The sequence below is a fragment of the Agrococcus carbonis genome (assembly GCF_900104705.1).
Taxonomy (GTDB): domain Bacteria; phylum Actinomycetota; class Actinomycetes; order Actinomycetales; family Microbacteriaceae; genus Agrococcus; species Agrococcus carbonis.
On the sequence record NZ_LT629734.1, the window covers coordinates 2,202,461 to 2,227,588 of the forward strand.

Annotated in this window: 22 protein-coding genes; 6 read left to right on the plus strand and 16 right to left on the minus strand. The window is 73.7% G+C overall.

The genetic code is table 11. From position 1 onward, the window contains the following. Positions 1-111: 111 nt before the first annotated feature. The 14 genes from BLT67_RS10610 to hrpA all read right to left on the minus strand — a co-directional run bounded on the left by BLT67_RS10610 (position 112) and on the right by hrpA (position 16,818). Positions 112-1,113: an LCP family protein gene (locus BLT67_RS10610; RefSeq protein WP_092666990.1), complete on the minus strand. Its 1,002-nt coding sequence runs from the start codon at positions 1,111-1,113 to the stop codon at positions 112-114. A 182-nt stretch (positions 1,114-1,295) separates the two neighbouring features. Continuing rightward, on the minus strand, positions 1,296-1,922 hold the full coding sequence (locus BLT67_RS10615; RefSeq protein ID WP_092666991.1) for an SGNH/GDSL hydrolase family protein: 627 nt from the start codon (positions 1,920-1,922) through the stop codon (positions 1,296-1,298). Between the two features lie 238 nt (positions 1,923-2,160). Beyond that, positions 2,161-3,555 (minus strand): maltokinase N-terminal cap-like domain-containing protein, encoded by a 1,395-nt coding sequence (locus tag BLT67_RS10620; RefSeq protein ID WP_092666992.1) that lies wholly within the window; start codon positions 3,553-3,555, stop codon positions 2,161-2,163. Positions 3,556-3,711: 156 nt separating this feature from the next. Then, positions 3,712-5,022: a trypsin-like serine protease gene (locus tag BLT67_RS10625; RefSeq protein WP_092666993.1), complete on the minus strand. Its 1,311-nt coding sequence runs from the start codon at positions 5,020-5,022 to the stop codon at positions 3,712-3,714. A gap of 113 nt (positions 5,023-5,135) precedes the next feature. Continuing rightward, positions 5,136-5,378 carry a hypothetical protein gene (locus BLT67_RS10630; RefSeq protein ID WP_092666994.1) on the minus strand — a complete coding sequence of 81 codons (243 nt, stop codon included), beginning with the start codon at positions 5,376-5,378 and terminating at the stop codon, positions 5,136-5,138. Positions 5,379-5,462: 84 nt separating this feature from the next. Next, positions 5,463-6,431, minus strand: a complete 969-nt coding sequence (locus BLT67_RS10635; RefSeq protein ID WP_092666995.1) for a DUF4349 domain-containing protein — start codon at positions 6,429-6,431, stop codon at positions 5,463-5,465. A gap of 321 nt (positions 6,432-6,752) precedes the next feature. Then, entirely contained in the window at positions 6,753-7,739 is a 987-nt protein-coding gene (locus BLT67_RS10640) for a TetR/AcrR family transcriptional regulator (RefSeq protein WP_092666996.1), read from the minus strand. Then, positions 7,736-8,563 carry an aldo/keto reductase gene (locus BLT67_RS10645; protein WP_092666997.1) on the minus strand — a complete coding sequence of 276 codons (828 nt, stop codon included), beginning with the start codon at positions 8,561-8,563 and terminating at the stop codon, positions 7,736-7,738. The genes BLT67_RS10640 and BLT67_RS10645 overlap by 4 nt, the downstream gene beginning before the upstream one ends. A 38-nt stretch (positions 8,564-8,601) precedes the next feature. Further along, positions 8,602-8,847 carry a GNAT family N-acetyltransferase gene (locus BLT67_RS13610; protein ID WP_197674469.1) on the minus strand — a complete coding sequence of 82 codons (246 nt, stop codon included), beginning with the start codon at positions 8,845-8,847 and terminating at the stop codon, positions 8,602-8,604. A 456-nt stretch (positions 8,848-9,303) separates the two neighbouring features. Next, on the minus strand, positions 9,304-10,077 hold the full coding sequence (locus BLT67_RS10655) for an LEM-3-like GIY-YIG domain-containing protein (RefSeq protein ID WP_157674329.1): 774 nt from the start codon (positions 10,075-10,077) through the stop codon (positions 9,304-9,306). 53 nt (positions 10,078-10,130) lie between these two features. After that, positions 10,131-10,691 (minus strand): pyridoxine/pyridoxamine 5'-phosphate oxidase, encoded by a 561-nt coding sequence (locus BLT67_RS10660; RefSeq protein ID WP_092666999.1) that lies wholly within the window; start codon positions 10,689-10,691, stop codon positions 10,131-10,133. Positions 10,692-10,901: 210 nt separating this feature from the next. Beyond that, positions 10,902-12,104 (minus strand): MFS transporter, encoded by a 1,203-nt coding sequence (locus BLT67_RS10665; protein ID WP_092667000.1) that lies wholly within the window; start codon positions 12,102-12,104, stop codon positions 10,902-10,904. Between the two features lie 89 nt (positions 12,105-12,193). Then, the gene (locus BLT67_RS10670) at positions 12,194-12,544 is read right to left on the minus strand and encodes a DUF6804 family protein (protein WP_092667001.1); all 351 of its coding nucleotides are present in this window, start codon (positions 12,542-12,544) and stop codon (positions 12,194-12,196) included. 212 nt (positions 12,545-12,756) lie between these two features. Beyond that, entirely contained in the window at positions 12,757-16,818 is a 4,062-nt protein-coding gene (gene hrpA, locus BLT67_RS10675) for an ATP-dependent RNA helicase HrpA (RefSeq protein ID WP_092667002.1), read from the minus strand. Positions 16,819-17,128: 310 nt separating this feature from the next. Between hrpA and BLT67_RS10680 the strand changes: the two genes are divergently transcribed. After that, positions 17,129-18,058, plus strand: a complete 930-nt coding sequence (locus BLT67_RS10680; RefSeq protein WP_092667003.1) for a hypothetical protein — start codon at positions 17,129-17,131, stop codon at positions 18,056-18,058. A 203-nt stretch (positions 18,059-18,261) separates the two neighbouring features. Further along, positions 18,262-18,735, plus strand: coding sequence for a cupin domain-containing protein (locus tag BLT67_RS10685; RefSeq protein ID WP_092667004.1), 474 nt, complete (start codon positions 18,262-18,264; stop codon positions 18,733-18,735). A 245-nt stretch (positions 18,736-18,980) separates the two neighbouring features. On the opposite strand, the gene BLT67_RS10690 is transcribed toward BLT67_RS10685, so the two are convergent. Next, positions 18,981-19,904: a hypothetical protein gene (locus tag BLT67_RS10690; protein ID WP_092667005.1), complete on the minus strand. Its 924-nt coding sequence runs from the start codon at positions 19,902-19,904 to the stop codon at positions 18,981-18,983. Positions 19,905-20,230: 326 nt separating this feature from the next. Here BLT67_RS10690 and BLT67_RS10695 point away from each other — a divergent pair, with 326 nt between their 5' ends. Together BLT67_RS10695 and BLT67_RS10700 are read left to right on the plus strand one after the other, a co-directional pair. Further along, positions 20,231-20,836, plus strand: coding sequence for a hypothetical protein (locus tag BLT67_RS10695; protein ID WP_157674330.1), 606 nt, complete (start codon positions 20,231-20,233; stop codon positions 20,834-20,836). A 159-nt stretch (positions 20,837-20,995) separates the two neighbouring features. Next, a complete protein-coding gene (locus BLT67_RS10700) occupies positions 20,996-22,753 on the plus strand; it encodes a DEAD/DEAH box helicase (RefSeq protein WP_092667629.1) in 1,758 nt (585 codons plus the stop codon). A 27-nt stretch (positions 22,754-22,780) separates the two neighbouring features. Here BLT67_RS10700 and BLT67_RS10705 read toward each other — a convergent pair whose 3' ends face one another. After that, positions 22,781-23,443, minus strand: a complete 663-nt coding sequence (locus BLT67_RS10705; RefSeq protein WP_092667007.1) for a GntR family transcriptional regulator — start codon at positions 23,441-23,443, stop codon at positions 22,781-22,783. 104 nt (positions 23,444-23,547) lie between these two features. Between BLT67_RS10705 and BLT67_RS10710 the strand changes: the two genes are divergently transcribed. Both BLT67_RS10710 and BLT67_RS10715 read left to right on the plus strand, forming a co-directional pair. After that, entirely contained in the window at positions 23,548-24,570 is a 1,023-nt protein-coding gene (locus BLT67_RS10710) for a Bug family tripartite tricarboxylate transporter substrate binding protein (RefSeq protein ID WP_197674416.1), read from the plus strand. Beyond that, positions 24,567-25,121: a tripartite tricarboxylate transporter TctB family protein gene (locus BLT67_RS10715; RefSeq protein ID WP_092667009.1), complete on the plus strand. Its 555-nt coding sequence runs from the start codon at positions 24,567-24,569 to the stop codon at positions 25,119-25,121. The genes BLT67_RS10710 and BLT67_RS10715 overlap by 4 nt, the downstream gene beginning before the upstream one ends. Positions 25,122-25,128 lie beyond the last annotated feature (7 nt).

Here is a 25,128-nt window from a genome sequence, read left to right on the forward strand (position 1 = left end):
CGCGGGTGAGGGGAATTGTGGTCTCGATACGCGGACTTCGTCCGCTACTCGACCGGCGTGGTGGGTCTCGATACGCGGACTTCGTCCGCTACTCGACCGGCGTGGCGATAGTCAGGGCACGTAGTCGGTGCCGTAGGCGTCGACGTAGGGGCGGATATCGCCCGCCCGCAGTGCCTCGCCGAGTGCGGCGGTCTGTGCCGCATCCACCACGTTCACGGACTGCCCGCCCTGATTGCCGAATCCGGTGATGGGCGCCATGAGGCTCACGACGTCGTCGCGCTCGAGCTGCTGGCTCATCGCGGCGAGCGCGATCATGTCGTCGATCGAGAGGTCGCCGGTGATCTTCAGCCGGCCGGCGAAGTGGCCGAAGAGGGTCATGAGCGCTTCGGGGTCGCCGCTCGAGGCGATCTCGTCGATGCGCTCGAGCATGCCGGTGACGGCAGCGCGCTGGCGCTCGGCGCGATCGAGATCACCGGCGGGCAGCCCCTTGCGCTGGCGCACGTAGATGAGGCCGTCGGTGCCTGAGAGGTGCACCGGATCGGCCGAGAAGTCGACGACGCGACCGGTGCTGTTGACGGTGACGCGCGTGGGGTGCTGGTTGGCGGCGTCGAAGCCGTCGAGCGCGCGCGTGAGGGCGATGAAGCCTTCGAAGTCGGCCTGCACGACGTAGTCGATCTCTAGGCCGCCGAAGAGCTGCGAGACGGTGTCGCGCATGAGCTCGGTGCCGCCGTTCGCGAACGCCGAATTGATCTTGCCCGAGCCGCGGCCCGGGATCGCCACCCACGAGTCGCGGGTGATCGACACGAGGGAGAGCGTCTCCCGGTCGGCCGAGATCTGGGCGAGCATGATCGCGTCGGCGTTGCCCGTCATGCTGCCGGGCGTGCGGGAGTCGGTGCCGAGCAGGAGCGCCGTGACGGCGCCGTCGGGCAGCGGGTCGACGGGGCCGGTCGGGGTCGGCGTCGGCGTGGGCGTCGGGCGCGCGGCGGTCACGGACGGCGTGGGAGTGGGCGACGGCGACGGCTCGGTCTGCGGGCCGCAGCCGGTCACGACGAGCGCTGTCGTGACGGCGAGTGCGGCGAAGGCGAGGGGCGTGCGGCGGCGGAGCAGGGGCAAGGGGGCGTCCTCGAGGTCGGGGGCGGGCTCCTCGGCAGGGTAGCTGGTGGAGGTGAGCGATCTTGGTCTCGATACGCCGACTGCGTCGGCTACTCGACCAGCGGGAGGGCCTGCGCCACCGGTCTCGATACGCCGACTGCGTCGGCTACTCGACCAGCGGATGGGAGCAGCGCCGCCGATAGCTATCGGGGGAGGAGGGCGTCGATGCGCTCGGCGATGAGCCGCAAGCCCTCCTCGTTCGGGTGCAGGCCGTCGGGGGCGATGAGCTCGGGCCGGTTCTCGAGGGGCTGACCCAGGTCGAGGTACACGGCGCCGATGCGGTTCGCCTCGCGCTCGACGATCACGCCGAGGTCGATGAGGCTCTGCGGCGGCGACGGCGCGTCCCAGAGCGGCGACGTGACGACGATGCGCGCCTCCGGCAGCGCCGCCCGCAGCCGCGTGAAGAAGTCGACGACGGCCGGCGCGAGCTGCTCGGGCGAGCCGGCGGCGAGGTCGTTGCGACCGCCCGAGACGACGACGATGTCGGGGTCGTGCCCCACCGCATCCGGGATCACGCCGGCGTAGGCGACGCAGCCGCCCGGCGGGCACCACGCGGCGTCGCGGCTCATCGCGTAGCCGGTGCCCGAGATGCCGAGGTTCACGACCTCCCAGCCGCGCAGCTCGCCGAGCATCGCGGGGAAGCCGGTGCCCTCGAGGCTCGTGCCCGAGCCGACCGTGTAGGAGTCGCCGATGAAGACGGCGACGGGCCGGCCGGTGGGGTCGGCGGTCGCTGACGGGGTGGGCGAGGCGGATGCGGCGGGTGTCGTCATGGAGGGGCCAGGGGTCGGGGCGGGTGCGGGGGTGGTGCAGGCGGTGAGGGCGATCGTGAGGGCGGCGGCGAGCAGGGCGGGGCGGAGGGGTCTCGATGCGCGGCTGCGCTGCGCGCGGGGGCTGCTCGACGGGCGAGGGGAGCGGTGTGGTCTCGATACGCGCTCGCGCTGCGCGCGAGCGCTACTCGACCAGCGTGGGGAGGGGCGCGTGCTCGGCGGCCGAGGGGAGCGGCGGGCGCTACTCGACGGGGGTGCGATCGGCGGGCGCACCGCTCGGCTCCTGCTGGGGTTGCGCGGTGACGAGCGCGCGCACCGCCTCGAGGGGGATCGGCAGCCAGTCGGGGCGGTTCCGCAGCTCGTAGACCACCTCGTAGAGCGCCTTGTCGAGCAGGAGGGCGTCGAAGACGGGGTCGCGATCCGGCGCCGCACCCATCGCATCCGCATACCCGTCGAGGAACTCGCGCTGCCGCCGCACGATCCAGTCGCCGGCGATCGCCGGGTCGCCCCCCGGCTCCTGCAGCAGCGCCCAGCCGGCCGCGTAGTCGAACGAGCGCAGCATGCCCACGACGTCGCGCACGCGCGGCTCGCGCACCATGCGCTCGTGCATCGGGCGCAGCGGCTCGCCCTCGAAGTCGAGCAGCATCCAGGCGCCGTCGTCGCCGCGCAGCACCTGGCCGAGGTGCAGGTCGCCGTGGATCTGCTGCAGCTGCCCGAGCGAGCCGATCGCGCGCAGCCGCTCGGCCGCGAGCGAGAGCTCGGCGTCGAGCTCGCCGAGCGCATCCGAGGCCTGCTCGCGCGCCCACGCGAGGCGCTGCTCGAGGCCGGTGATGAAGCGCAGGGTGTCGGCCTCGGTCGCCTCGGCGGTGCCGAGCGCCTCGGCGAGGTCGCGGTGCACCGTCGCGACCGCCGCGCCGAGCGCGGTCGCGTCGGGCGTGGCGCCGGGGTCGCCGCGCAGCGCGGCGAGCGCGTGGCGGCGGAAGAGCTCCCACCCGTCGGATGCGCCGGGCACGAACGCCGACACCGCCATCAGGTGCCCCGTGACGGTCGCGTCGCCGGCCGGCCAGCTCGCCGAGAGGGCGGCGCGGAGGGCGGGCACGCGCGCGCAGCCGGCGCGGGTGAGCGCGCCCGTCACGACGACGTCGGGGTTGTCGCCGGGGGAGACGACGCGGAAGACCTTCGCGATCCAGCGGCCGCCCGGAGCCTCGGGGTCGCCGCCGATGATCGACGTGTTCGACTGCTCGCCCGCGACCACGCGGATGTCGCCCACGGGGGCCGGCTCGCCGAGCGCATCGCCCTCGAGGCCGGCGACCGAGCGCTTGCCAGAGGCCGCGTCGAGGAGCGCCTGCACCGCATCCGCGTCGTGGCACGCGTCGACGAGCCAGCGGTCGCCGAGTCGGGCGATCGGTGCGGCGCCCGGCTCGTCGCGCCACGCGACGGGCACCTGCAGCAGGGCGTCGCCCGCGCGCAGCAGGAGGATCGCGGCGTCGCCGAGGTCGAAGGAGCGCTCGAGGGCGACGTCGACCTGCTGGCCCTTGAGCGGGTACCAGCGGGTCGAGGGCATCCAGGCGGCGATGGCGTCGACGACCGCAGGGTCGTCGGTGCCGTGAGCGGGGTCGTTCGGCTGGGCGCTCATGCGCGCCATGATGCCGGGCGGGGCTGAGGGTTGGCTAGGCGCTCGAGGTGGGCGGGCGTCTCTATGCGCGCGCTGCGCGGCTACTCGACGAGCGGGGGAGCCGCGGGCGTCTCGATACGCGCGCTGCGCGCGCTACTCGACGAGCGGGGGAGGGGGCTACGGGAGCGTATGCAGCTGGAGGCCGTGCACGGTGCTCATGAGCTGCGACAGCGGCGCGATGAGGCCCTCGGGCGAGCAGCGCACGTTGCTCGTCGACTTGAGGCCCGACACGATGCCGACGGCGGTCGCGCCGCGCGAGGTGGGGAGGCCGACGACGGGGCCGCCGGAGTCGCCGAGGCAGAAGGCGCTCGCGCCGCTTGAGCGGACGATCTGCACGTGCATGCACTCGCTGCCGCGGCTCGTGCCGTAGCACGTGACGTAGGCCTGGCCGGCGGTGAGGTCGCACTTCCAGCCGGTGATCTGACCCGACGAGCACAGGCGATAGCCCGAGGGCGGCCAGGTGGTCTGCGTGCCCGTGATGTTCACGGTGCTCGTCTCGTTCGTGTAGATGCGCGGCAGCGTGCGCGCGTCGTACTCGGCGGCGATGATCGCGAGGTCGTAGGGGCGCGCGCCGTCGTTGAGCTCGCGCACGAGGTCGCTCGTGCCGATGCGGCTGCCCGCGACGTTCCGCACCGCGCGGCCGTCGTAGTAGTCGCTGCAGTGCGCGGCGGTGACGATGAGCGGGCGGTGCCCGAAGGTGCCGGTGAAGCCCGAGGTGCAGTTGACCCAGCCGCCGCTCGGCCACTGCGTCTGCACGCGCATGCCGCCCGAGAGCACCGTGCGGTCGTTCGAGCGGCCTGCGGTGAGCGCGGGCGCCGCCTGGTCGAGCGGTGCGCCCGCCTGCAGCGGGGTGCCGGCGGCGTTGACGGGAGCGGTCTCCGACTCCTCCACGGTCACCTCGGCGCCGACCTCGGCGGCGGCCCGCTCGGCCGCGTCGATGACGTCGAGCACCTCGCCCTCGAGCGCGATGTGCTCGGTGCCGACCGCCTCGGCGACCTCTTGCGTGGGCACCTCGACCGAGAGCCGGTCGGCGCCCAGGCCGATCGCGAAGGCGCCGTCGACGGGCATCGAAGCGGCGAGGCCGTAGGCGACCTCGAGCAGCTCGGCCTCGCTCGACTCCTGGGGCACGAACGTGATGTCGATGCCCTGGTCGGCCGCCGCATCCGCCATCGCCCGCACCTCGCTCGGCACCATGCCGGCCCAGCCGATGCGGATCGTGCCGGCCACGGGGTCGCCCTCCACGGCGCCGAGGCGCGGGTGGGGCGTGGTGGCGTCCCAGCGCGCGATCTGGTCGATCACCGCGAAGTGCGCCTCCTGCACCTCGGCGAGGTCGTCGGATGCGACGGTCGGGGCCGCGGGCGCGACCAGCACGCCGGCACCGATGCCGACGGCGGCGATGGCGGACAGGAGCAGGGAGCGGCGACGCAAGCGATACCTCGTGACGGTATGGGCCGGGCGGGGCTGGAATGGCTGGGGGACCGTACCGAGTGTACCCCTGGGCTTCAACCTCTGGTAGAGGGTCTATCCGTCGGCGCGGCGGCTCAGATCGCGCGCTCCCACACCTGCTCGAGCAGTATGAGCACGATGGGCGAGCGATCGACGTCGCGCGCGTCGAGCCGCACGTAGGTGAGGTCGGGGTTGGCGACGACGCGCTCGATCGGCACGTCGGTCTGGGCGGCCCAGTCGCGGAGCTCGTGATGGGTGGTCACGGTGGACTGCAGGTCGGCCAGGATCGCGGCGATGTCGGCGTGTCCATAGACGCGCTTGGGCGGTTCGTGCAGCACCTAGAGAATGTACCCCAGCCTGTACCCCATGTCTGACACCTGGAGCGCGCCACGCCGCGCGGCGACGATGCGAGCGCCGTCGCCCTACTCGGCCGGTGTCGCCGCGACCGGGTTGACGACCGTCGCGCCCTCGACCGGTGCGGCCGCCGCCGGCCGACGCTTGATGATGCGGCGGATGACGAGCCACGCGATGAGCGCGATCGCGGCGAGCAGCACGAGCGCCGGGATCGACTGGCCGAGGCCGTAGAGGAAGGTCGCGCCCCAGGCGAGGAACGCCTGCCAGCCGGCCACGAGGCCGTCCCAGAAGCTCGGTGTGCCGCTCGGGCCCTCGACGGTCGTCGAGCGGATCTGCACCTCGATCGTCGACATCGCGACCTGCTCGTCGAGGGCGCGCTGCTGGGAGAGCAGCTGCTCGAGCTCGCTCGTGCGCTGCGTGAGCTGCGCCTCGACCTCGAGGAGCGTCTCGGTGTCGGCGGCGGTCGCGAGCAGGTCGGTGAGGCGGTCGACGGATGCGCGGGCGGCGGTCACGCGCACCTCGAGGTCGCGCACCTGGCTCGTGACGACCTCCTCGCCCATGTCGACCTGGGTCACCTCGGCGAGCGCGCGGAGCGCGGCGAGCATGCCCTCGACCTCGGCGGCCGGCACCCGCACGGTGAGCGTCGCCCACGCGGGCTCGAAGTCGGTGGATGCGCGCTCGGCCCTGCGGTCGATCGCACCGTCACGGGCCTCGGCGGCGTCGGCCACCGCATCCGCCATGCCGATCGGGTCGGCGGCGCGCATGCCGACCGTGCCCGAGATGATGACGGCGCGATCCTCGTCGGTCGCCTGGGGGAGCGACGGATCGCCGCCCTCCTCGGCGGGTCCGCCGCCGTCGGTCGCCTCGTCGGGGAGCGGCATCGGGCCTTCGGCGCTGCCCCAGTCGGGCGCGGAGCCCGGCATCGCGCCCGGCTCGGACTCCGGTGAGCTCGAACCGGCGCCGATCGCGCCGCAGCCGGTGAGGAGGACGGTGCCGGCGATGACGATGCCGGCCATCGAGAGGAGTCTGCGGGTCATGCTTCCAGAGTGCGCGGCAGCTCGCGGAAGCGCAGCCCAACCTTTCGTGCGAGTTGGGCGTCAGGTCTCGTGACGCGTGCGGCCTTCGGCCGCGCGCTCCTCGACCGGCGAGCGGGGGGCGATGCGCTTGGGTCGGCGGGTCTCGTGACGCGTGCGGCCTGCGGCCGCGCGCTCCTCGACCGGCGAGGGGGCGATCCGCTTGGGGCGGGGCTCGTGACGCGAGCGGCCTGCGGCCGCGCGCTCCTCGACCGGCGAGGGGGCGATGCGCTTGGGTCGGCGGCGAGCGGCCTGGGGCCGCGCGCTCCTCGACGGGCGAGGGGGCTACTTGCGGGCGCGGGCCTCGGCCTTCGCGGCCTTCACCGCCTGCTTCGCGGCCTCCTTCTCGGCGGCGGCGGCGGCCTTGGCCTCGACGGCCCGCAGGCGCTCGGTGGCCTTCGCCACCGCATCCGCCGCCTTCGCCTCGGCGGCGCGCAGGTCGGCGCGGGCCTTCTCGACGAGCTTCGCGGCGTCGCGCACCTGCTTGTCGTCGGTGATGGCGGCGGGCAGCTCGGGCAGCTCGTCGTCGACGGTGCGACGCTCGAGCCACAGCTCGATGCCGTCGAAGAGGCGGTTGAGGCCGAAGGCGAAGCCGTTCGCGGCGTCGTCGCCGCCCTGCTCGTCGAAGAGCCCCTCGCGCGCCGCCGGCGCGAGCAGCGGGAAGCGCTCAGGGGAGACGAGCTGCGGCAGCGACCGGCGCACGCTCTCGTCGACGTCCGCGTCGCTCGTCGCCTGCGCGTAGAGGGCGATGTAGCCGAGCAGCAGGCGCAGCAGCGGCAGCTTGATGCTCACGGGCGCCGCGATGTCCTCGAGCGCGCCGAGGCCCGCCTCGATGATCGCGAGCCGGTTGGGGGTGGTCGGGGTCGACGACGGCGGCAGATCGGCGAGCCAGGGGTGGGCGTCGTAGGCCGCGCGCACGAACGCCGCCCATTCGCGCAGCCGCTCGCGCCACGTGCCCGCAGCGCCCGGCACCGTCACCTCGCTCGCCGCGTCGAACATGAGCAGCAGCAGGTCGTCCTTGCCCGTGACGTAGCGGTAGAGGCTCATCGGCGCCGCGCCGAGGCGCGCCGCGACCTTGCCCATGCTCACCGCCTCGAGCCCGTCGGCATCGGCGATCTCGATCGCCGCCTCGACGATGCGCTCGGTGCTCAGCTCGCGCTTGGGGCCGCGCTGGGGCAGCGCCGCGACGCCCCACGTGACGGCGTGCGCGTGCGGCAGCACGGGGACGGGCGCCGGCTCGGCCGCGGGGTCGGAAGCGGTCGGCGCGGTCACTGGCGCTCGTCCGGGTGGGTGCCGGTGCGCTCGCCGGTCTCGAGCGCCGCGATCTGTGCCATCTCGTCGTCGCTGAGCGCGAAGCCGTCGACGTCGAGGTTCTCGCGCAGCCGGTGCGGATGCGTCGACTTGGGGATGAGCGCGCCGCCGAGCTGCAGGTGCCACCGGATGATCGCCTGCGCGGGCGAGACGCCGTGCGCCCGCGCGATCGCCTGGATGGTGGGGTCGCTGAGCACGCGGGCGCGGCCGAGCGGGCTCCACGCCTGCGTGACGATGCCGTGCTCGGCGTGGAAGGCGCGCAGCTCGTGCTGCGGCAGCCACGGGTGCGACTCGACCTGGTTGATCGCGGGCGTGACGCCGGTCTCGTCGATGAGTCGCTGCAGGTGCTGCTCGGTGAAGTTGCTGACGCCGAGGGTGCGCACGCGCCCCGCCTGCTGCAGCTCGAGCATCGCCCGCCACACCTCGACGAAGCGGTCTCGCGCGGGCCTCGGCCAGTGGATCATGTAGACGTCGATGCCCGTGCCGAGCGCGGCCGCGCTCTGCTCGAACGACGCCCGCAGCGCATCCGCCGACTGCACGGGGTCGCCCCAGAACTTGCTCGTGACGGTGAGGTCCTCCCGCGGCACGCCGGCGTCGACCGCGCGGCGCACGCCGTCGCCCATCTCGCGCTCGTTGCCGTAGAACTCGGCGCCGTCGATCAGCCGGTAGCCCGCCGCGATGCCGTCGGCGACCACCCGCTCGGTCTCGTCGGCCGGCACCTTGTAGAGGCCGAAGCCGAGCGCGGGGATGGCGCTGCCGTCGTTGAGCGGGAGAGTGGAGGGCACGCGTCGATTGTGTCAGTGCCGCGCGTGGGCCCGGAGACTCAGCCGCCCGGCACCAGTCGCATCGAGACGAGCTCGCGGAAGCCGGCGAGCCGCGCGAAGCGCTGCGGGCGCCGCTTGTAGACCTCGAAGCCGACCTTCGCGTAGACGGCGAGCGCCGCCTCGTTCGTGTCCTTGATGTCCTCGAGCACGAACTCGTCGAAGCCCGGCTGCGCGATCAGGTGGCGCAACAGGGCCGTCGCGACACCGCGTCCCTGGAACGCCGGCTCGGTCGCGACGAACCCGATCTCGCCGCGGCCCTCGCGCGCATCCGCGCCCGATCGCCATGAACCAGCGCGCGATCACGCGCGACGCCAGCCGACCGCGCACCGGGCCGAGATGTCGCCGGATCTCGTCCCAGCGGGGCGCGAAGAGCCGCTCGTCGCCCTGCGTCAGCGAGGCGAGGCCGGCGGGCTCGCCGTCGACGAGCGCGACGTGGAACCGCTCGAGTAGCAGCATGTGCTCGAACGCGTCCGCGAGCTTGGCGGTGTCGCGCGAGAACGCGACGAAGTCGCCCGCGAACGCCCGCACGTACACCTCGGCGATGCGCCGCCGGTACGGCTCGCCGAGGTCGCTCCCGCGCGCGACGGCGACAGCCTCGCCCGTCATCAGCCCGCCGGCGTCGTCGGCTGCCGGTGCGTCCAGCCGCCGTTGAGCGCGAGAGTGGAGGGCACGCCTCGATGGTGACAGTTCCGCGCGCGGGATCAGACGGGGCTCGCTTCTGGATTCGTCGAACCCGCGTAGCCGTCCATGAAGCGCCGGTACATCACCTGGTTGGGGAACGCGTCGCGCACGTGCGTGCCGACGACATGCGCGAGCTCCGGTGCGCGCGTGCCCTCGAAGCCCCACCGGTCCTTGCCCTGATCCCAAGGCATCTCCGACGGGAACCAGGAGTCGATGCGATACGCGCCGCGCACGACGCCATAGGCGATGCCGAGCGCGTACTGCGCGCGCTCGCGAACCCATCCCGCGATCTTCCAATGACCCCGGGTCTTGTCGTAGGTCTCCTGCTCGCTCATGTCCGGTCGCCAGCCGTTCTGGATCTTGAGCATGATCACCGGGCCATCGATCGGCGGACAGGCCTGGGCACGATGACGTGCGATGACGGCGGGTAGCGCAGCCAGGCCGTGCCGGCCCGAGTGATGGCCGCGCACCAGGTTGGTCAGCGGGTGATGATCTGCACGGAACGCGTCGATGACCGCTTGCTCGACGATGTACGCGGTGTGCTCGTCGTCGATGCCCGTTCGAAGGAACAGCAAGTCGACGGCTTGCCCGTTCGCCTCGATCTCCCGGATTCGGCGAAGCTTTGCGCGCTCGGACTGCGGGTCTGCTCCGGCCTCGCGCACGTGGGCGTTGATGCGATCGCCGATCCCCTTGCCCACGTAGAAGACTTGTCCGTCTCGCGGGTCGCGCAGTGTGTACACGTAGTAGCGAAGGACGGCCGCGACCTCACTCGGGATGCGGACGTCAGCGGTCATCGAGCGATCGGACACATCGCCGATGTCGCCCGACGAGTCGCGCGCGCCCGTCATCAGCCCGCCGGCGTCGTCGGCTGCCGGTGCTCCCAGCCGTCGCCGCCGCGCAGGTACTCGACGCGCACGTGCTTGCGGTCGAGCGTCGCCTGCAGGAACACGCACCGCGTCGGCTCGAGCGCCCACAGCACCCAGTCGGGGTTCGGCTCGCCCGCGTAGCTCGGGCGTTCGCGCCAATCCGCCTGCGCCGCATCCGCACCCAGGTCGGTCACGAATCCGCTCACCTCGACCTGGCGGCCGAGCTCGCGCCAGAAGAACAGCGCCGTCGCGACCGGGTTCCGCTCGAGCTCCTGCCCCTTGCGCGACGAGCGGTTCGACGAGAAGTGCAGGCCGCGCTCATCGACGTCCTTGACGATGAGCGTGCGGCTCGCGGGCGCGCCGTCGTCGCCGATCGTGCTGAGCGCGAAGGCGTTCGGCTGCCGCTCGCCGCTGCCGATCGCGTCGTCGAGCCACGCGGTGAAGAGGTCGAGCGGATGCGTCGGCACGGCCTCGGGGTCGAGCGTCGGCATGGTCTCGGGGAAGGTGGGCAGCGCGCGGAGGCGCTCGCGGTACTGGCTCACGCGGCCACCCTACGCGCGGCCCGTCTCTGCGCAGCGCTCGCGCTGCGCGGAGCGTGACGCGTCCCCGCAGCCGCGCATCCGCGACCCAGAGTTGCGGCGTGTTGCGCGTTGCGGGCCCGCGCGAGCGCGACTCGCCGCAACTCTTGCGGCCGATGCGGCCGATGCGGCCGATGCGGCGCGCAGGCGCGGCGCGCAGGCGAAGCGCGCGCCTCAGCGCGGCAGCTCGACCGGCGCCGTGTCGGGCGGGTCGCCGATGCCGTGCCGCAGGTCGGGCTGGTGGCGGCGGAAGATCGCCGCGACCGCCGCCGCGATCGCCACCATCACGACCGCGACCCACACGCCGCCGACGCCGCCGATCGCGTCGATCGCGACGCCCGCGATGGCCGAGCCGACGGCGGCGCCGAGCAGCTGCCCGGTGCCGATCCAGGCGTAGGCCTCGGGGGTGTCGGCGAACTTCACGGTCGCTGCGACGATCGCGGAGAACGCCGCGAGCGCGGGCGCGGTGCCGAGCCCCGCGATGAACAGCGCGATCGAGAGGCCGACGACGTCGCTCAGCGGCAGCGCGATGACCATGCCGAGCAGCACGATCGCGAGCCGGATCGCGACCGACCACGGCGTGATGCCGCGGTGCCCGAGCGCGAAGCCGCCCAGGAGCGAGCCGAGCGCCGAGACGGCGAGCACGATGCCCGCCTCGAGCGCTCCCTCGCCGAACGTCGCGACGACGCCCGCCTCGACCGCGGCGAACCCGCCGATGAACATCGCCGAGATCACGACCGACAGCAGCACCGGGGGCTTCCGCAGCACGCGCCCGAGCTTGCGCGTCGTCGGCGGGATGCGCAGCCGCCGCACCTCGGGCGCGGCGATGAACAGCAGCGCGCCGACGAACTGGATCGCGATGGTCACGAGCAGCGTCGGCCCCGTGCCGAGCAGCGACACGAGCACCGTGACGAGCACAGGCCCGAAGATCCAGATGACCTCCTGCAGCGCCGCGTCGAACGAGAACAGCGGCGCGAGCAGCCGCTGCTGCACCATGCGCGGGTAGAGGGTGCGCACGGTCGGGGTGATCGGCGGGGTGGCGGCGCCCGCGACGATGCCGGCGAGCACGTCGACCCACAGCGGCAGCGCCTGCGTCGCCATGACCAGCAGCGCGGCGCACGACACGACGGCGGTCGTGAGCAGCACGCCGATCGTGCCGAAGCGCGACAGCAGCCGGGTGATGAACGGCCCGGCGGTCGCCATCCCGACCGAGAAGGCGGCGAGCACGAGGCCGGCGGCGCTGTACGTGCCGTGCACGTGCTCCATGTGCATGAGGATGCCGAGCGACATCATCCCTGCCGGGAAGCGGGCGATCAGCTGCGAGAAGATGATGCGCGCGAGCCCCGGGACTCTGAGGACTTCACCGTAGGCGCGCACCAGCCGATCCTAGGCCTCCGCGGTGTCCCTCGGGGTGCGGATGCGGTGGGCTCGCCGGGTGCGTCCGGGGCGCGTCGAGCGCCGGCCCGCTACCGGTCGTCGCGAGGGGTCTTGATGAGCACGCCCGCGGCGATGAACGCGATCGCGGCGAGCGGATGCGCTATGAAGAAGACGGTGCTGCCGGCCTGGCCCTCCCACGCGATCGGCACCACGGGGTTCCAGATCACTGCGACGATCGCGAAGACCGCGACCCACCACCACTGCTTCGCCTGCACCGCGAACCACGCGACGATGAGCGCGAGGATCGCGATCACGTAGCGGAAGATCTCGGCCCACTCGGTGTCGATGAGCGCCATGCCGATCATGAGCGCGATCGCGGCGAGGATGCCGGGGGCGAATGCGTTGCGCTGGAAGGCGGGGCCGTAGCGGTCGGAGCTCATCGCCTCCAGGGTATTGGGTGGGCGCGCGGCCCCCTCTCGCTGGTCGAGTAGGCCGCGCAGCGGCCGTATCGAGACCGGACCGCCGGTCGTCTCGATACGCGCCCTGCGGGCGCTACTCGACGAGCGAGGGGGCCGGCGCTGCTCGACGAGCCGGTGACCTCCCTCGCTGGTCGAGTAGGCCGCGGAGCGGCCGTATCGAGACCAGGCCGCTCTCAGGCGGCGAGCACCTTCCGGATGCGCTGCGTCGACACCGGCCCCGCCGTCCCGAGCTGCTGCGCGAAGAGGCTCACGCGCAGCTCCTCGAGCAGCCAGCGGGCGGTGACCAGCCGCTCTGCCCGCGCGCCCTCGTCGGTGCCCGGCACCGCATCCGTCGTCGACGCCGGCAGCGGCAGCGCGCCCCCGGCGGCCGTGTAGAGGGCGGTCGCCTGCTCGACCTCGGCCATCCAGGTGCGGTCGCGGTTGGCGGTCTCGGGCAGCCGCTTGACGCGATGCTCGATCGCGCGCACGTAGACCTCGAGGCGCGGCAGCCGCGCGAGCCCCGTGCGGCTCACGAAGCCGTCGAAGACGAGCTGCTCGAGGTGCGCGCGGGCGTCGGCGAGCGCCGCCATGTGGGCGAGGCTCGCGCCGTCGCGGATCGCTCGGTCGGCGTTCCGCACCGCGGTCAGGATGCGCGCGACCTGGCTCGCGAGCGCGAACATGCGGTCGACGAGGCCGTCGGCGACGCGAGCGCGCAGCGCCTCGAACTCGGCGGCGGTCGCCGGCGGCGCGTCGCCCTCTCCGCCCGCCGCGAGCTCGGCGTCGATGATCGCGAGCATGAGGTCATCGAAGAGCTTGTCGGTCGACGGGTAGGGGCTCGCGCCGAGGGCGAGCTTCTCTGCCCCGGTGAGGTTCGCCTGCACGTAGGGCGCCGGGCTCGGCACCTGTGCGAGCAGCAGCTGCCGCACCGCCGCCCGCTGGTCGCGCTGCTGCGCCTCGCGGGTGCTCGCGAGCCGGATGCCGACGCGGCCCTTGCCCGTGATCGCATAGCCGGGGTAGGCGCGCACGGTGTTGCCGCCCTGCTTGACGTCGATGTGGGCGGGGAGATCCTCGACGAAGCCCGCGACCTCGTCGCGCTCGAGATCGCTCGTCACCTTCACCGCCGCCTTCGCGACCTGCGCGCGCGCCTGCCCGGCGAAGCGGCGCTTGAGCGCCTCGAGGTCCTTGCCCTGGCCGAGGCGGCGGCCGCGGGAGTCCTCGATGGCGAAGGTGGGCTTGAGGTGGTCGGGGATGCGTCCCCAGTCGACGTCGGTGCCGGCTGCCTGCACGTAGGCGGTGCGCGAGATGCGCGCCGCGAGCACCTCGGCGAGCGGGCGCGGGCCGCTCGCCCCCTCCGCGGGAGGCTCGGCCGGGAGGTCGGCGAGCATGCCGCGCGCCCAGTCGGCCGCGGGCACGACGTGCTTGCGGATGTGCTTCGGGAGGCTCTTGATCATCGCCGTGAGCAGCTCCTCGCGCATGCCCGGCACGAGCCAGTCGAAGCCCGCCTCGGTGAGCCGCGGCAGCACCGCGAGCGGCACGTGCACCGTGAGCCCGTCGTCGGCGGCGCCCGGCTCGAAGCGGTAGGTGAGCCGCAGCCGCTGCTCGCCCTGCTGCCAGCGGGTGGGGAACGCCTGCTGGTCGACCTGCGGCTCCTCGCCGGTGAGGTCGGCGCGCGTCATCGTGAGCAGGTCGGGGGTCGCCTCGCGGGCCTTCCGCCACCAGCCCTCGAACGTGCGCGTCGAGTGCACGTCGGCGGGGATCCGCTGGTCGAAGAAGTCGAAGACCGCCTCGTCGCCGACGAGCAGGTCGCGGCGCCGCTGGCGCTCCTCGAGCCGCTCGATCTCGCGGATCAGCTCGCGGTTCTTGCGCTCGAACTGCTGCGGCGAATCCCACTCGCCCTCGACGAGCGCGTGCCGGATGAAGAGCTCGCGCGCGTGCTCCGCGTCGATGCGCGCGTATTGGATGCGGCGCCGCTCGACGATCGGCACGCCGAAGAGCGTCACCTTCTCGTAGGCGACGACCGCGCCCTGCTTGCGCTCCCAGTGCGGCTCGCTCACCTGCCGCTTCGCGAGATCGCCCGCGAGCGGCTCGGCCCACGCGAGATCGACGGATGCGACGGTACGGGCGAAGAGGCGGCTCGTCTCGACGAGCTCGGCGGCCATGACGGCGCGCGGCGGGCTCTTCGCGAGGCCCGAGCCGGGGAAGATCTGGAAGCGCGCGCCGCGGGCGCCGAGGTACTCGGCTCGCTGCCGCGTGCGGCGCTCGTGCTGCCGCTTGCTCTCGCCGGGGCGCGGCTGCTGCGCCTTGCCGGTCTCGTCGCGCACGCCGATGCGGCCGAGGAGGCCGGCCAGGAGCGCCTTGTGGATGGCGTCGGCGTCGGCGCCTTCCATGGGCCCGCCCGTTGGTCGAGTAGCCGGCGAAGCCGGCGTATCGAGACCACCCGCCGCCTCGTCTCGATACGCGCCTGCGGCGCTACTCGACGATCGTGGGTTGCCGGCGCGCTCCTCGACCTGCGGGCTGCGCCGCTCCGCGCGCCGTCCCTCCGCTGGTCGAGTAGCCGGCGAAGCCGGCGTATCGAGACCCCGAGGCGCCTGCTCTCGCTTGAGCCCCAGCGCGCGCGTGAGCTGCCGCACCACGTCCTGCCACTCGCGCACCCGCAGGAAGTTCAGGTGCTCCGCCTTGCACATCCGCCGGAACTGGTTGCCCGAGAGCGCCGCCTGCCGCTCCTGCAGGTAGCGCCACAGCGCGAGCAGCGTGATGAAGTCGCTCGACGGGTCAGCGAAGCGCGCGTGCAGCCGATCCGCCTCCTCCCGTCGCTCGAGCGGCCGCTCCCGCGGATCCTGGATCGTGAGCCCCGCGACGATCGCGATGACCTCGTGGGCGACGCCCGCATCCCGACCGGCCACGGCCATCCGCCCGAACCTCGGATCGACGGGCAGGCGCGCGAGCTCGCGCCCGATCTTCGTGATGCCGCCCGACGGGCTGATCGCGCCCAGCTCGCGCAGCAGGTCGTCGCCGTCCTTGATGTCGCGCGCGGCGGGCGGCTGCAGGAAGGGGAACTCCGCGAGCGGCCCGAGCCCGAGCGATGCGGCCTGCAGGATGACGGCCGCGAGGTTCGTGCGCAGGATCTCGGGGTCGGTGAACTCCGGGCGCTTCTCGAAGTCGGCCTCGCTGTAGAGGCGGATCGCGATGCCCGGCGCCACGCGCCCCGCACGGCCCGAGCGCTGGTTGGCGCTCGCCTGGCTGATCGCCTCGATCGGCAGCCGCTGCACCTTCGAGCGCGCCGAGTAGCGCGAGATGCGGGCGGTGCCCGTGTCGATGACGTGCCGGATGCCGGGCACGGTCAGCGAGGTCTCGGCCACGTTGGTCGCGAGCACGACCCGGCGGCGGATGCCTGCGCGGGTGCTGCGCTCGAACACCCGGTGCTGGTCGGCGGCGCTCAGTCGCCCGTAGAGCGGGAGGATCTCGGTCGCCTGGCCGAGCCGCCCCTGCAGCTGATCCTGCGCGTCGCGGATGTCGGCCTCGCTCGGCAGGAACACGAGCACGTCGCCGGCGTCGTCGCGGGCGATCTCTGCGAGCGCCGCGGCGATGCCCTCGACGGGGTCGAGGTCGACGTGGGCGTCCTCGTCGTCGGCGTCCTCGCCCGCGTCGGCCGACGCATCCGCCGCCTTGCCGTCCGCGACGAGCGGCCGGTAGCGGATGTCGACCGGGAACGTGCGGCCCGACACCTCGATGATCGGGGCGCCGCCGAAGTGGCGCGAGAACGACTCGGGGTCGATCGTCGCGCTCGTGATGACGACCTTGAGGTCGGGGCGGCGCGGCAGCAGGCGCTGCAGGTACCCGATGAGGAAGTCGATCGTGAGGCTGCGCTCGTGCGCCTCGTCGATGATGATCGCGTCGTAGGCCCTCAGGTCGCGGTCGCGGTGCATCTCGGCGAGCAGGATGCCGTCCGTCATCACCTTGATGCGGGTGTCGGCGGCGACCTGGTCGGTGAAGCGCACCTTGTAGCCGACCTCGCGGCCCATCTCGACCTCGAGCTCCTCTGCGAGGCGCTCGGCGATCGTGCGCGCCGCGAGCCGGCGCGGCTGCGTGTGGCCGATGCGCTCGCGGCCGAGCTCGAGCAGCATCTTGGGCAGCTGCGTCGTCTTGCCCGAGCCGGTCGCGCCCGCGACGACGACGACCTGGTGGTCGCGGATCGCCGCCATGATCTCGTCGCGCGCATCGCTGACCGGCAGGTCGGCGGGGTAGTGGATGCGCATCCCGCCATTCTCGCGCACGGGCGGTGGGCGCTCTCCCGCGCTCGCGCATCCTCTGGGCACCCCGCGCCCGGCCGCTCTGCCGCACCACCGCGCATCCGCTGCGCGCCGCGCGCCCCGGCCGCTGTGCCATTCGCCGACCCGTTCCGCCGATCTCGACCCGGTGCACCAGGTCGAGATCGGCGGAACCGGTCGACGAGGCAGCGGTCGCCCGAGACAGCGGTCGTCCGAGACAGCGCCGATCGGCTCACGCCTCCACAGGCGGCAGCCGCCGCCCGGCTGCGCCCGCCGCGACTGCGGCATCCTGCGCGCCATGCCCGAGACGAACGAGCCGCTCGCTGTGCTGGGCGCGCGGGAGCTGGCGGCCGCGAGACCTGGAGCGCGACCCGAACGCGACCGGCGACTGACCCGGGTGCGCCGGGGCGTCTATGCGGTCGAACCGGCCGGGCAGCCCACGCGCGAGGCGCGGTACCTGCTGCGCATCCAGGCCGTCCACGTCTCGCGAGTCCGTCCGGTGTTCGCCCGTGAGTCGGCGCTCGCGATCCATGGGATCCCCTACGGGCTCGAGCCCGAGTGCGTCTACACCACCGGCGGAGCGCGAACCGCGGGCAGGAAGTCCGGCGTCGTGCACGCGCCAGCGCCGCTCGGCGAACGGGACATCGTCGCAGTGGGCGACCTTCGCGTCTGCTCGCTCGCCTACGCGTTGGCCGACGTCGCGCGGCGCGCCGACGCGCTCACCGCCGTCTCCGCGATCGATCAGGCGCTGCGGCTCGAGAGGGTGACGAAGGACGAGGTCCTGGAGGCGCTGGCGCGCCAGTCGAAGCGCGGTCGGGCGCGCGCCGAGTGGGCGATCGCGTTCGCGGATGCCGCCGCCGAGTCGGTCGGGGAGTCGTGGAGTCGCGTGCGGATCTTCCAGCTCGGCTTCGCGGCGCCGGCGCTGCAGGTGTGGGTGACGGGGCGCAGCGGCAAGCGGTATCGCGTCGACATGTGCTGGAGGCTCATCGATCGCCGCCCGGTCTACGGGGAGTTCGACGGGCTCCAGAAGTACGGCGAGCTCGCCCACCAGTCGGGGGCGACGGGAGCGCAGGCGCTCGCGAAGGAGAAGGCTCGGGACGACGACCTCCTGTTCAGCGGGGATCCTGCGCACTGGATCTGGGCGGACGTCATGTCCCCCGAACGTCTGGACCGCATCCTCACCGCCTACGGCATCCCGCGAGTGCGTCGCCCGCTGCTTGCGCTCTGAACCGGGCGAGGCGAGGCTCTCGACGACCGCTTCCGCCGAATCCGACCTGGTGCACCGGGTCGGGACGGGTGGAAGGGGTCGACGAGACAGGCCGAGCCGTGCGGGGATGGGCTGGCGACACCACGGGCGGCTGGCGGCGCGATGCGGGCGCCCGCCGCATCGGCGCCCTGGTGGTGCTCAGGATCGCCGGGCAGGATCGCGACATGGAGATCCACGACAACGGACCGCAGCGCAACGCGTTCGACATCGAGACCGCCTCGCGCGAGAACACGAACTACCGCACCGTCGCCTGGAGCGGCGCGCACCTGCAGGTGGTGCTCATGTCGATCGAGCCCGGCAGCTCGATCGGCCTCGAGGTGCACTACGGCACCGACCAGTTCATCCGCCTCGACGCCGGGCAGGGGCGCGTCGTCATGGGGCCGTCCGAGAAGGATCTGCCCTTCGAGCAGGACATCACCGACGGCTGGAGCGTGCAGGTGCCCGCCGGCACGTGGCACGACATCATCAACACCGGCAGCGAGCCGCTGAAGCTCTACACGATCTACGCGCCCACGCACCACGCGCAAGGCATCGTGCAGGAGACGGCGGCCGACGCCGAGGCCGACGAGGAGGCCGGTCGTGACGAGCCGCCGGCGTTCGCCGAGGAGGTCGACACCAAGGGCGAGGACAAGGCCTAGCCTCCCCGCGCACGACGACGCCCGCCGAGCAGCAGCTCGGCGGGCGTCGTCGTGCGGGGGCGGATGCGCGGGGCGGATGCGCGGGGCCGGGCCCCGCCGACCGCCCGCTCGACGCGTGCTGCGCCCGACCGGTGCGGCTGCGCCCCACCGGTGCGGGCGCGCCAGCACCGCTCGGGCGCAAGCGCACCCGCCGGCGTGCGTCGCGGTGGCGGATGCGCGGGCTCGGTCAGGAGCCCGCCCGCGGGTCAGGCGCGCGAGCCGCGCCCGTCGTCCGCGCTGCCCTCGGGCGCGGCGTCGACATCCGTGTCCGCGGGGTCGGTCGCGAGGTCGGGGTCGGCGCCGATCACGGTCGTGCCGTCCTCGGCGCCGTCGCTCGCCGTCGGCCGGTCGGCGAGCCGCTCGGCCGGCCGCTCGTCGGTGTGCGCGCCGGGGTCGCCCGCGCCGGCGCCGAACGCGGCGCGGAGGCCGCTCTCCATCGCGGCGTCCTCGCCGGAGTGCGCCGCCGCATCCGTGTGCCCGCCCTCGTGGGCGCTCGCGTCGTGCTCGTGGTGGGTCATGCCTGCCTCCTCGGTCGTCGGGGTCGCGGTGCGCGGTGCCGAGGGCTCGCCCGCGGCCGTCCACGCATCGAAGTCGGGGTCGGTCGGCGGCTCGGGCCGCTCCACGGACTCGGCCGCGAACGCCTCGGTGCCGGAGGCGCCGATGCCTGCAGCCCCGGGGGAGCCGCTCGCCGCGGAGCCCGCGGCACCCACAGCGGCCGCGCCGCCGAGCACCGCGCCCGTCGCCCGCGGCTCCGCGCCCGAGCCCGTGCGGGCGCCGGTCGCGACCGCGGGCGCCGTGCCGTGCGCCGGGTCGTCGGAGTCGTCGGTGTCGCCGTCGAGCGGGTTGTCACCGATGAGCGGCGGCCGCTCCTCGCCGAACTCGCCGCGCCGCTCGAGCACGAAGATCGCGCTCAGCATCGTGATGATCGAGAGGCCGACGAAGATCCAGCCCGCGACCGAGTTCACGATCAGGCCGAGCGGATCGGTGACGCGCGTGTAGCTGAGGATCGCGAGCAGCGCGCCGACGCCGACGAGCACGCACGTGAGCACGACGAACCACGTGGGGCGCGTGCGGCGCGTGGCGATGACGGCGCCCATCACGAGGGCTGCGAGACCGAGCAGGTAGTGCATGCGGTCAGCCTAGGTGCACGTCCCTCGATGCGCGACGGATGGATGGGATCGCCCAGCGGCGGGTCGGTAGCGTCGGCTGCGGCGCCGGGAGACGCACGGCGCCGAGAGCGGGCCGCGACGGATGCGGTGCAGGAGCGAGCGGGGAGCGCACGATGGCGGGACGAGGGATGGCGGGACCAGCGATGGATGGGGCGGCGCTGGAGCGCTCGGGCATGCTGGGCACCGCGGCAACGAGACGGTCTGCGGCACCAGGGCGGTCTGCGGCACCCGGGCGGCTCGCCGCACTGCGCCGCGCTGCGGCGCTCGCCGCGGCACTCGGCGCGACCGTGCTCCTGAGCGCGTGCATCACGCCGCCGCAGGCGCCCGCGCCCGAGCCGACGGCGCAGTCCGTGCCGACGACGCCGATGCCCGCGACGCCTGCGCCCGCAGCGACGCCCGACCCGACCGACGAGACCGAGGCGGCCCCGGCCCCGACCGCGGGCGAGCGCGGCGTGCTGGGTCGCGCATCCGTCGACGTGCCCGAGGGCTGGGAGGAGCAGCGGGGCTCCGACGCCTTCGCGCTGCGCTACTTCTCGGGCGACGGCGCGACCGACCCGCAGCTCTCGCTCGCCGACGGCTTCGGCAGCTTCCACGGGGCGCGCGCCGCGGTGAGCGTGCTCATCGCCCAGGCGCAGACGCAGCTCGAGGGCTTCACGATCCACTCGCAGGAGGACGTCGAGGTGCCCGGCAGCGCGAGCGCCGTGCGCGTCGACTTCTCCTACGGCACGCCCGACGACGTCGACGGCGTCTTCGACGGGATGTGGATCACGGCGGTCGACCGCACCGACGGCCACACGATCGCGCTCGCCTTCTCGGGCGGCGCGGACGAGGTCGACGACGCCCAGCTCGACGCCGCCGCCGACTCGTTCGAGATGCTGCCGGCGACCCCCTGACGCGACACGCGAGGGCCCGGCGCGTGGGCGGTCGCGCCTACCATTGAGCGAGTGACCAGCCCGACCGCAGCCGCCCATGCCCACGGGCATCCCGGCTCCGGGCACGCCGCTCCCGGGGCGCACTCGAGCCACGCGGGAGGCGCCGCCGGGCACGCGGGCATGCACCCCGGCATCGGCTCGTGGGCCGCCGACCAGCTGCCGCCCGCCTACCCCGAGCGCGCCGCGTGGGGCACCGCCCAGCCGCTGCGCGCCTGGCAGCAGGAGGCGCTCGAGCAGTACTTCCGCACCGAGCCGCGCGACTTCCTCGCCGCCGCGACGCCCGGCGCCGGCAAGACGACGTTCGCGCTCCGCCTCGCCTCCGAGCTGCTGCGCCGCGGCGCCGTGCACCGCATCACCGTCGTCGCCCCGACCGAGCACCTCAAGCAGCAGTGGGCCGACGCTGCGCACCGCGCCGGCATCCGGCTCGACCCCGACTTCGCCAACGCCGACGGCGACTACCCGAGGCAGTACCACGGCGTCGTCGTGACGTACGCGCAGGTCGCGGCCCGCGCATCCGTGCACGAGCGCATCACGCGCAGCGCGCCGAGCCTCGTGATCCTCGACGAGGTGCACCACGCGGGCGACGCGCTCAGCTGGGGCGAGGCGGTGCTCGAGGCGTTCGGCCCCGCCACCCGGCGGCTCTCGCTCACCGGCACGCCGTTCCGCAGCGACACCGCGCCCATCCCGTTCGTCGAGTACGTGCGCGACGAGCGCGGCATCCGCCTCTCGCGCACCGACTACGCCTACGGCTACGACGCCGCGCTCAAGGACCACGTCGTGCGCCCCGTCGTCTTCATGGCCTACGCCGGCACGATGCAGTGGCGCACGTCGATGGGCGACGAGATGAAGGCGACGCTCGGCCACGGCGACACGAAGGACATCACGAACGGTGCCTGGCGCACCGCCCTCGACCCCGGCGGCGAGTGGATCCAGCAGGTGCTGCGCTCAGCCGACGTGCGGCTCACGCACGTGCGGCAGACGGTGCCGGATGCGGGGGGCCTGGTGATCGCGACCGACCAGGCCCAGGCGAGGCAGTACGCGCAGATCCTGCGCGGCATCACCGGGCACGAACCGACGGTCGTGCTCTCGGACGACGCCGGCGCATCCGACCGCATCGACGCCTTCTCGAAGGGCGACTCGCGCTGGATGGTGGCGGTGCGGATGGTGTCGGAGGGCGTCGACGTGCCGCGCCTCGCGGTGGGCGTGTACGCGACGAGCTCGGCGACGCCGCTGTTCTTCGCGCAGGTGATCGGGCGCTTCGTGCGCTCGCGGAAGCGCGGCGAGATCGCGACCGTCTTCCTGCCGAGCGTGCCGCCGCTGCTGACGCTCGCGGCCGAGCTCGAGCGGCAGCGCGACCACGCGCTCGACCGGGAGCAGGCCGACGACCAGCTGCTCGACGACGACCTGATGGCCGAGGCCGAGCGGGGCGACCGCGAGGAGCGCGAGCCGTCGCCGTTCACGTGGGAGCCGATGGAGTCGAGCGCGACGTTCGACCGCGTGCTCTTCGGCGACGCCGAGTTCGGGCAGCTCGTCGAGCCCGCGACCGACGAGGAGCTCGACTTCATCGGCATCCCGGGGCTGCTCGACGCCGAGTCGGTCTCCGACCTGCTCAAGCGCCGGCACGCGCGCCAGGCGGCCCGCATCCGCGAGCGGCCGCCGGCCGAGGCGGCGCCGGAGCCGCTCTACCGCAACATGCGCGAGGAGCGGCAGCTGCTCAACTCGCTCGTCGCGATCGTCGCGAAGCGGCGCGGCGAGGCGCACGCCCTCGTGCACGCCGAGACGCGGCGCGTGTGCGGCGGCCCGCCCGTGGCGCAGGCGTCGATGCAGCAGCTGCGCGACCGCATCCACTACCTGCGGCGGGTCATCGACCGCCGCTGACCGCGAGGCGCCGCGAGCCGGGCGCGCTCAGCCCTCGACGACGGGGCGCGCGAGGCTGATCGCGACGGCGCGGGCGTGCTCGATGTGGTCGCGCATGACCCGCTCGGCGAGGTCGGCGTCGCCCGAGAGCACGGCCTCGCACACCGCGCGGTGCTCGTCGGCGGCGTGGCCGCTGCGGCCCGGCTGCTCGGTCGTCAGCTCGCGGTAGCGGTCGACGTGCGCGCGCACGATGTGCAGCAGGCTCGCGGCGAGCTCGTTGCCGCTCATCTCGCGCAGGTGGTCGTGGAACGCTGCCCCGATCCGCACGACCTCGAGGTAGTCGTCGCGCAGCCGATCCATGAGCGACACCTGCCGCAGCAGGATCTGCTCGTCGGCGGGGGTGACGCGCTTCGCGGCGTCGGCGGCGATGAGCCCCTCGAGGCGGGCGCGCACGTCGTAGACGTGCTCGAGCTCCTCGAGCGAGACGGGCGCCACGATCGTGCGGTTCGACGGCAGCTTCACCGCGAGCCCCTCGGCCGTGAGCGTCGCGAGCGCCTCGCGCACCGGGGTGCGGGACATGCCGAGCTGATCGGCGAGCTCGGGGGCGGAGAGCACCGAGCCGGGCGCGAGCGAGCGGTCGACGATGCCGGCCCGGATCCGGTCGTACGCGACGGATCGGCCCTCCCGTCGTCCTCGACCAGCGGCGTCCACGAGGTCATCATGGCACAGGGTTCGCCAAAGTGGATATCTGTATGCAAGTATCCCTCCAGCGGCGCATCGAGGCGCCGCACACAGCGAGTCACGAGGGAGTGAACGTGAAGCAGCACGTCAAGATCGCCGCGGTCGTCGCGGCAGTCGGCATGGCGCTGGTGGGCTGCACCACCGCCAACCAGGCGCCCAGCACCGGCAGCGAGGCGCCCGGCGACGGCACGGCCGAGGTGCAGAGCCTCGGGCGCGTCGAGATCATCGCCCCCGCGAACCCCGGCTCGGGCTGGGACCAGACCGCTCGTGCGCTCAGCGGCACGCTCGAGTCGACCGAGCTCGCGAGCGCGGTCACCGTCACCAACGTGCCCGGCGCATCCGGCACCGTCGCGCTCGCGCAGATGGCGGGCAACCCCGGCCGCGACGGCGTGCTCATGGCCTCGGGCCTCGCGATGATGAGCGGCGTGCTCACCAACGACACCGGCGTGAGCCTCGACGACATCACCCCCATCGCGCGCCTCATCGGCGAGGCCGAGGTCATCGTCGTGCCGGCCGAGTCCGAGTTCGAGACCATCGACGACCTGCTCGCCGCGATCGCCGAGGACCCCGCGGGCGTGCCGATCGCCGGCGGCTCGGCGGGCAGCGCCGACCACGTCTTCCTCGGCCTCCTCGCCGAGGCGTACGACATCGACCCGAGCGCGCTCAACTACGTGCCCTACTCGGGCGGCGGCGAGGCGACGACCGCGCTGCTCGGCAACCAGGTGAGCGCCGGCATCTCGGGCATCGGCGAGTTCCGCCAGCAGATCGAGACCGGCGAGCTGCGCGGCCTGCTGCTCTCGACCGCCGAGCCGATCGAGGGCCTCGACATCCCGACGGTCACCGACATCGACCAGCCCGACCTCGAGTTCGCCAACTGGCGCTCGATCATGGCGCCCGGCGGCATCGACGACAGCCTGCGCCAGCAGTACGTCGACGTCATCACCGAGGCAGCCGCATCCGACGCGTGGGCCGAGCAGCTCGAGACCAACGACTGGGACGACCTGTTCCTCGCGGGCGACGAGTTCGGCGACTGGCTCACGAGCGAGAACGAGCGCGTCGAGGGCGTGCTCTCGCAGCTGGGCCTCGTCGTCCAGTGACGACCCACGACCCCCTCGCCCCGGAGTCGGCCGCACCCGCGGCCGGCCCCGGGGCGGGCCCGTCCGCCGGCACCCGCCGCTGGCCAGAGCTGCTGCTCGCGGTCGCCGTCCTCGCCACCGGAGCGGTCACCATCATCGATGGGATGGGTCAGCCCGCGTCGCGCTCGGCCTCGGGCCTCGGCGCGGGCCAGTTCCCGATCATCGTGGGCACCCTCACGGCCGTGCTCGGCGCGATCCTGCTCGTGCAGGTGCTGCGCGGGCGCCTCGGGCACCCCGACGCCGCCGAGGGCGACGTCGACGTCACGCGCGTGCGCTGGTGGCAGCTCGCGCTCGCCGCCGCCGCGATGGTCGGCTTCGCGCTCACCGTCGACGTGCTCGGCTACCCGATCGCCGCCGCCGCGACGTTCGTCGCCGTCGCCGCCGCGACGGGCGCCCGCCGCTGGCTCGTCATGACCGCCACGGCGATCGTGCTCTCGCTCGGCATCTTCTACCTCTTCACGCTCGCGCTGCGCATCCAGCTGCCCGCGGGCCTCCTGGCCGGGATCCTCTGATGATCCC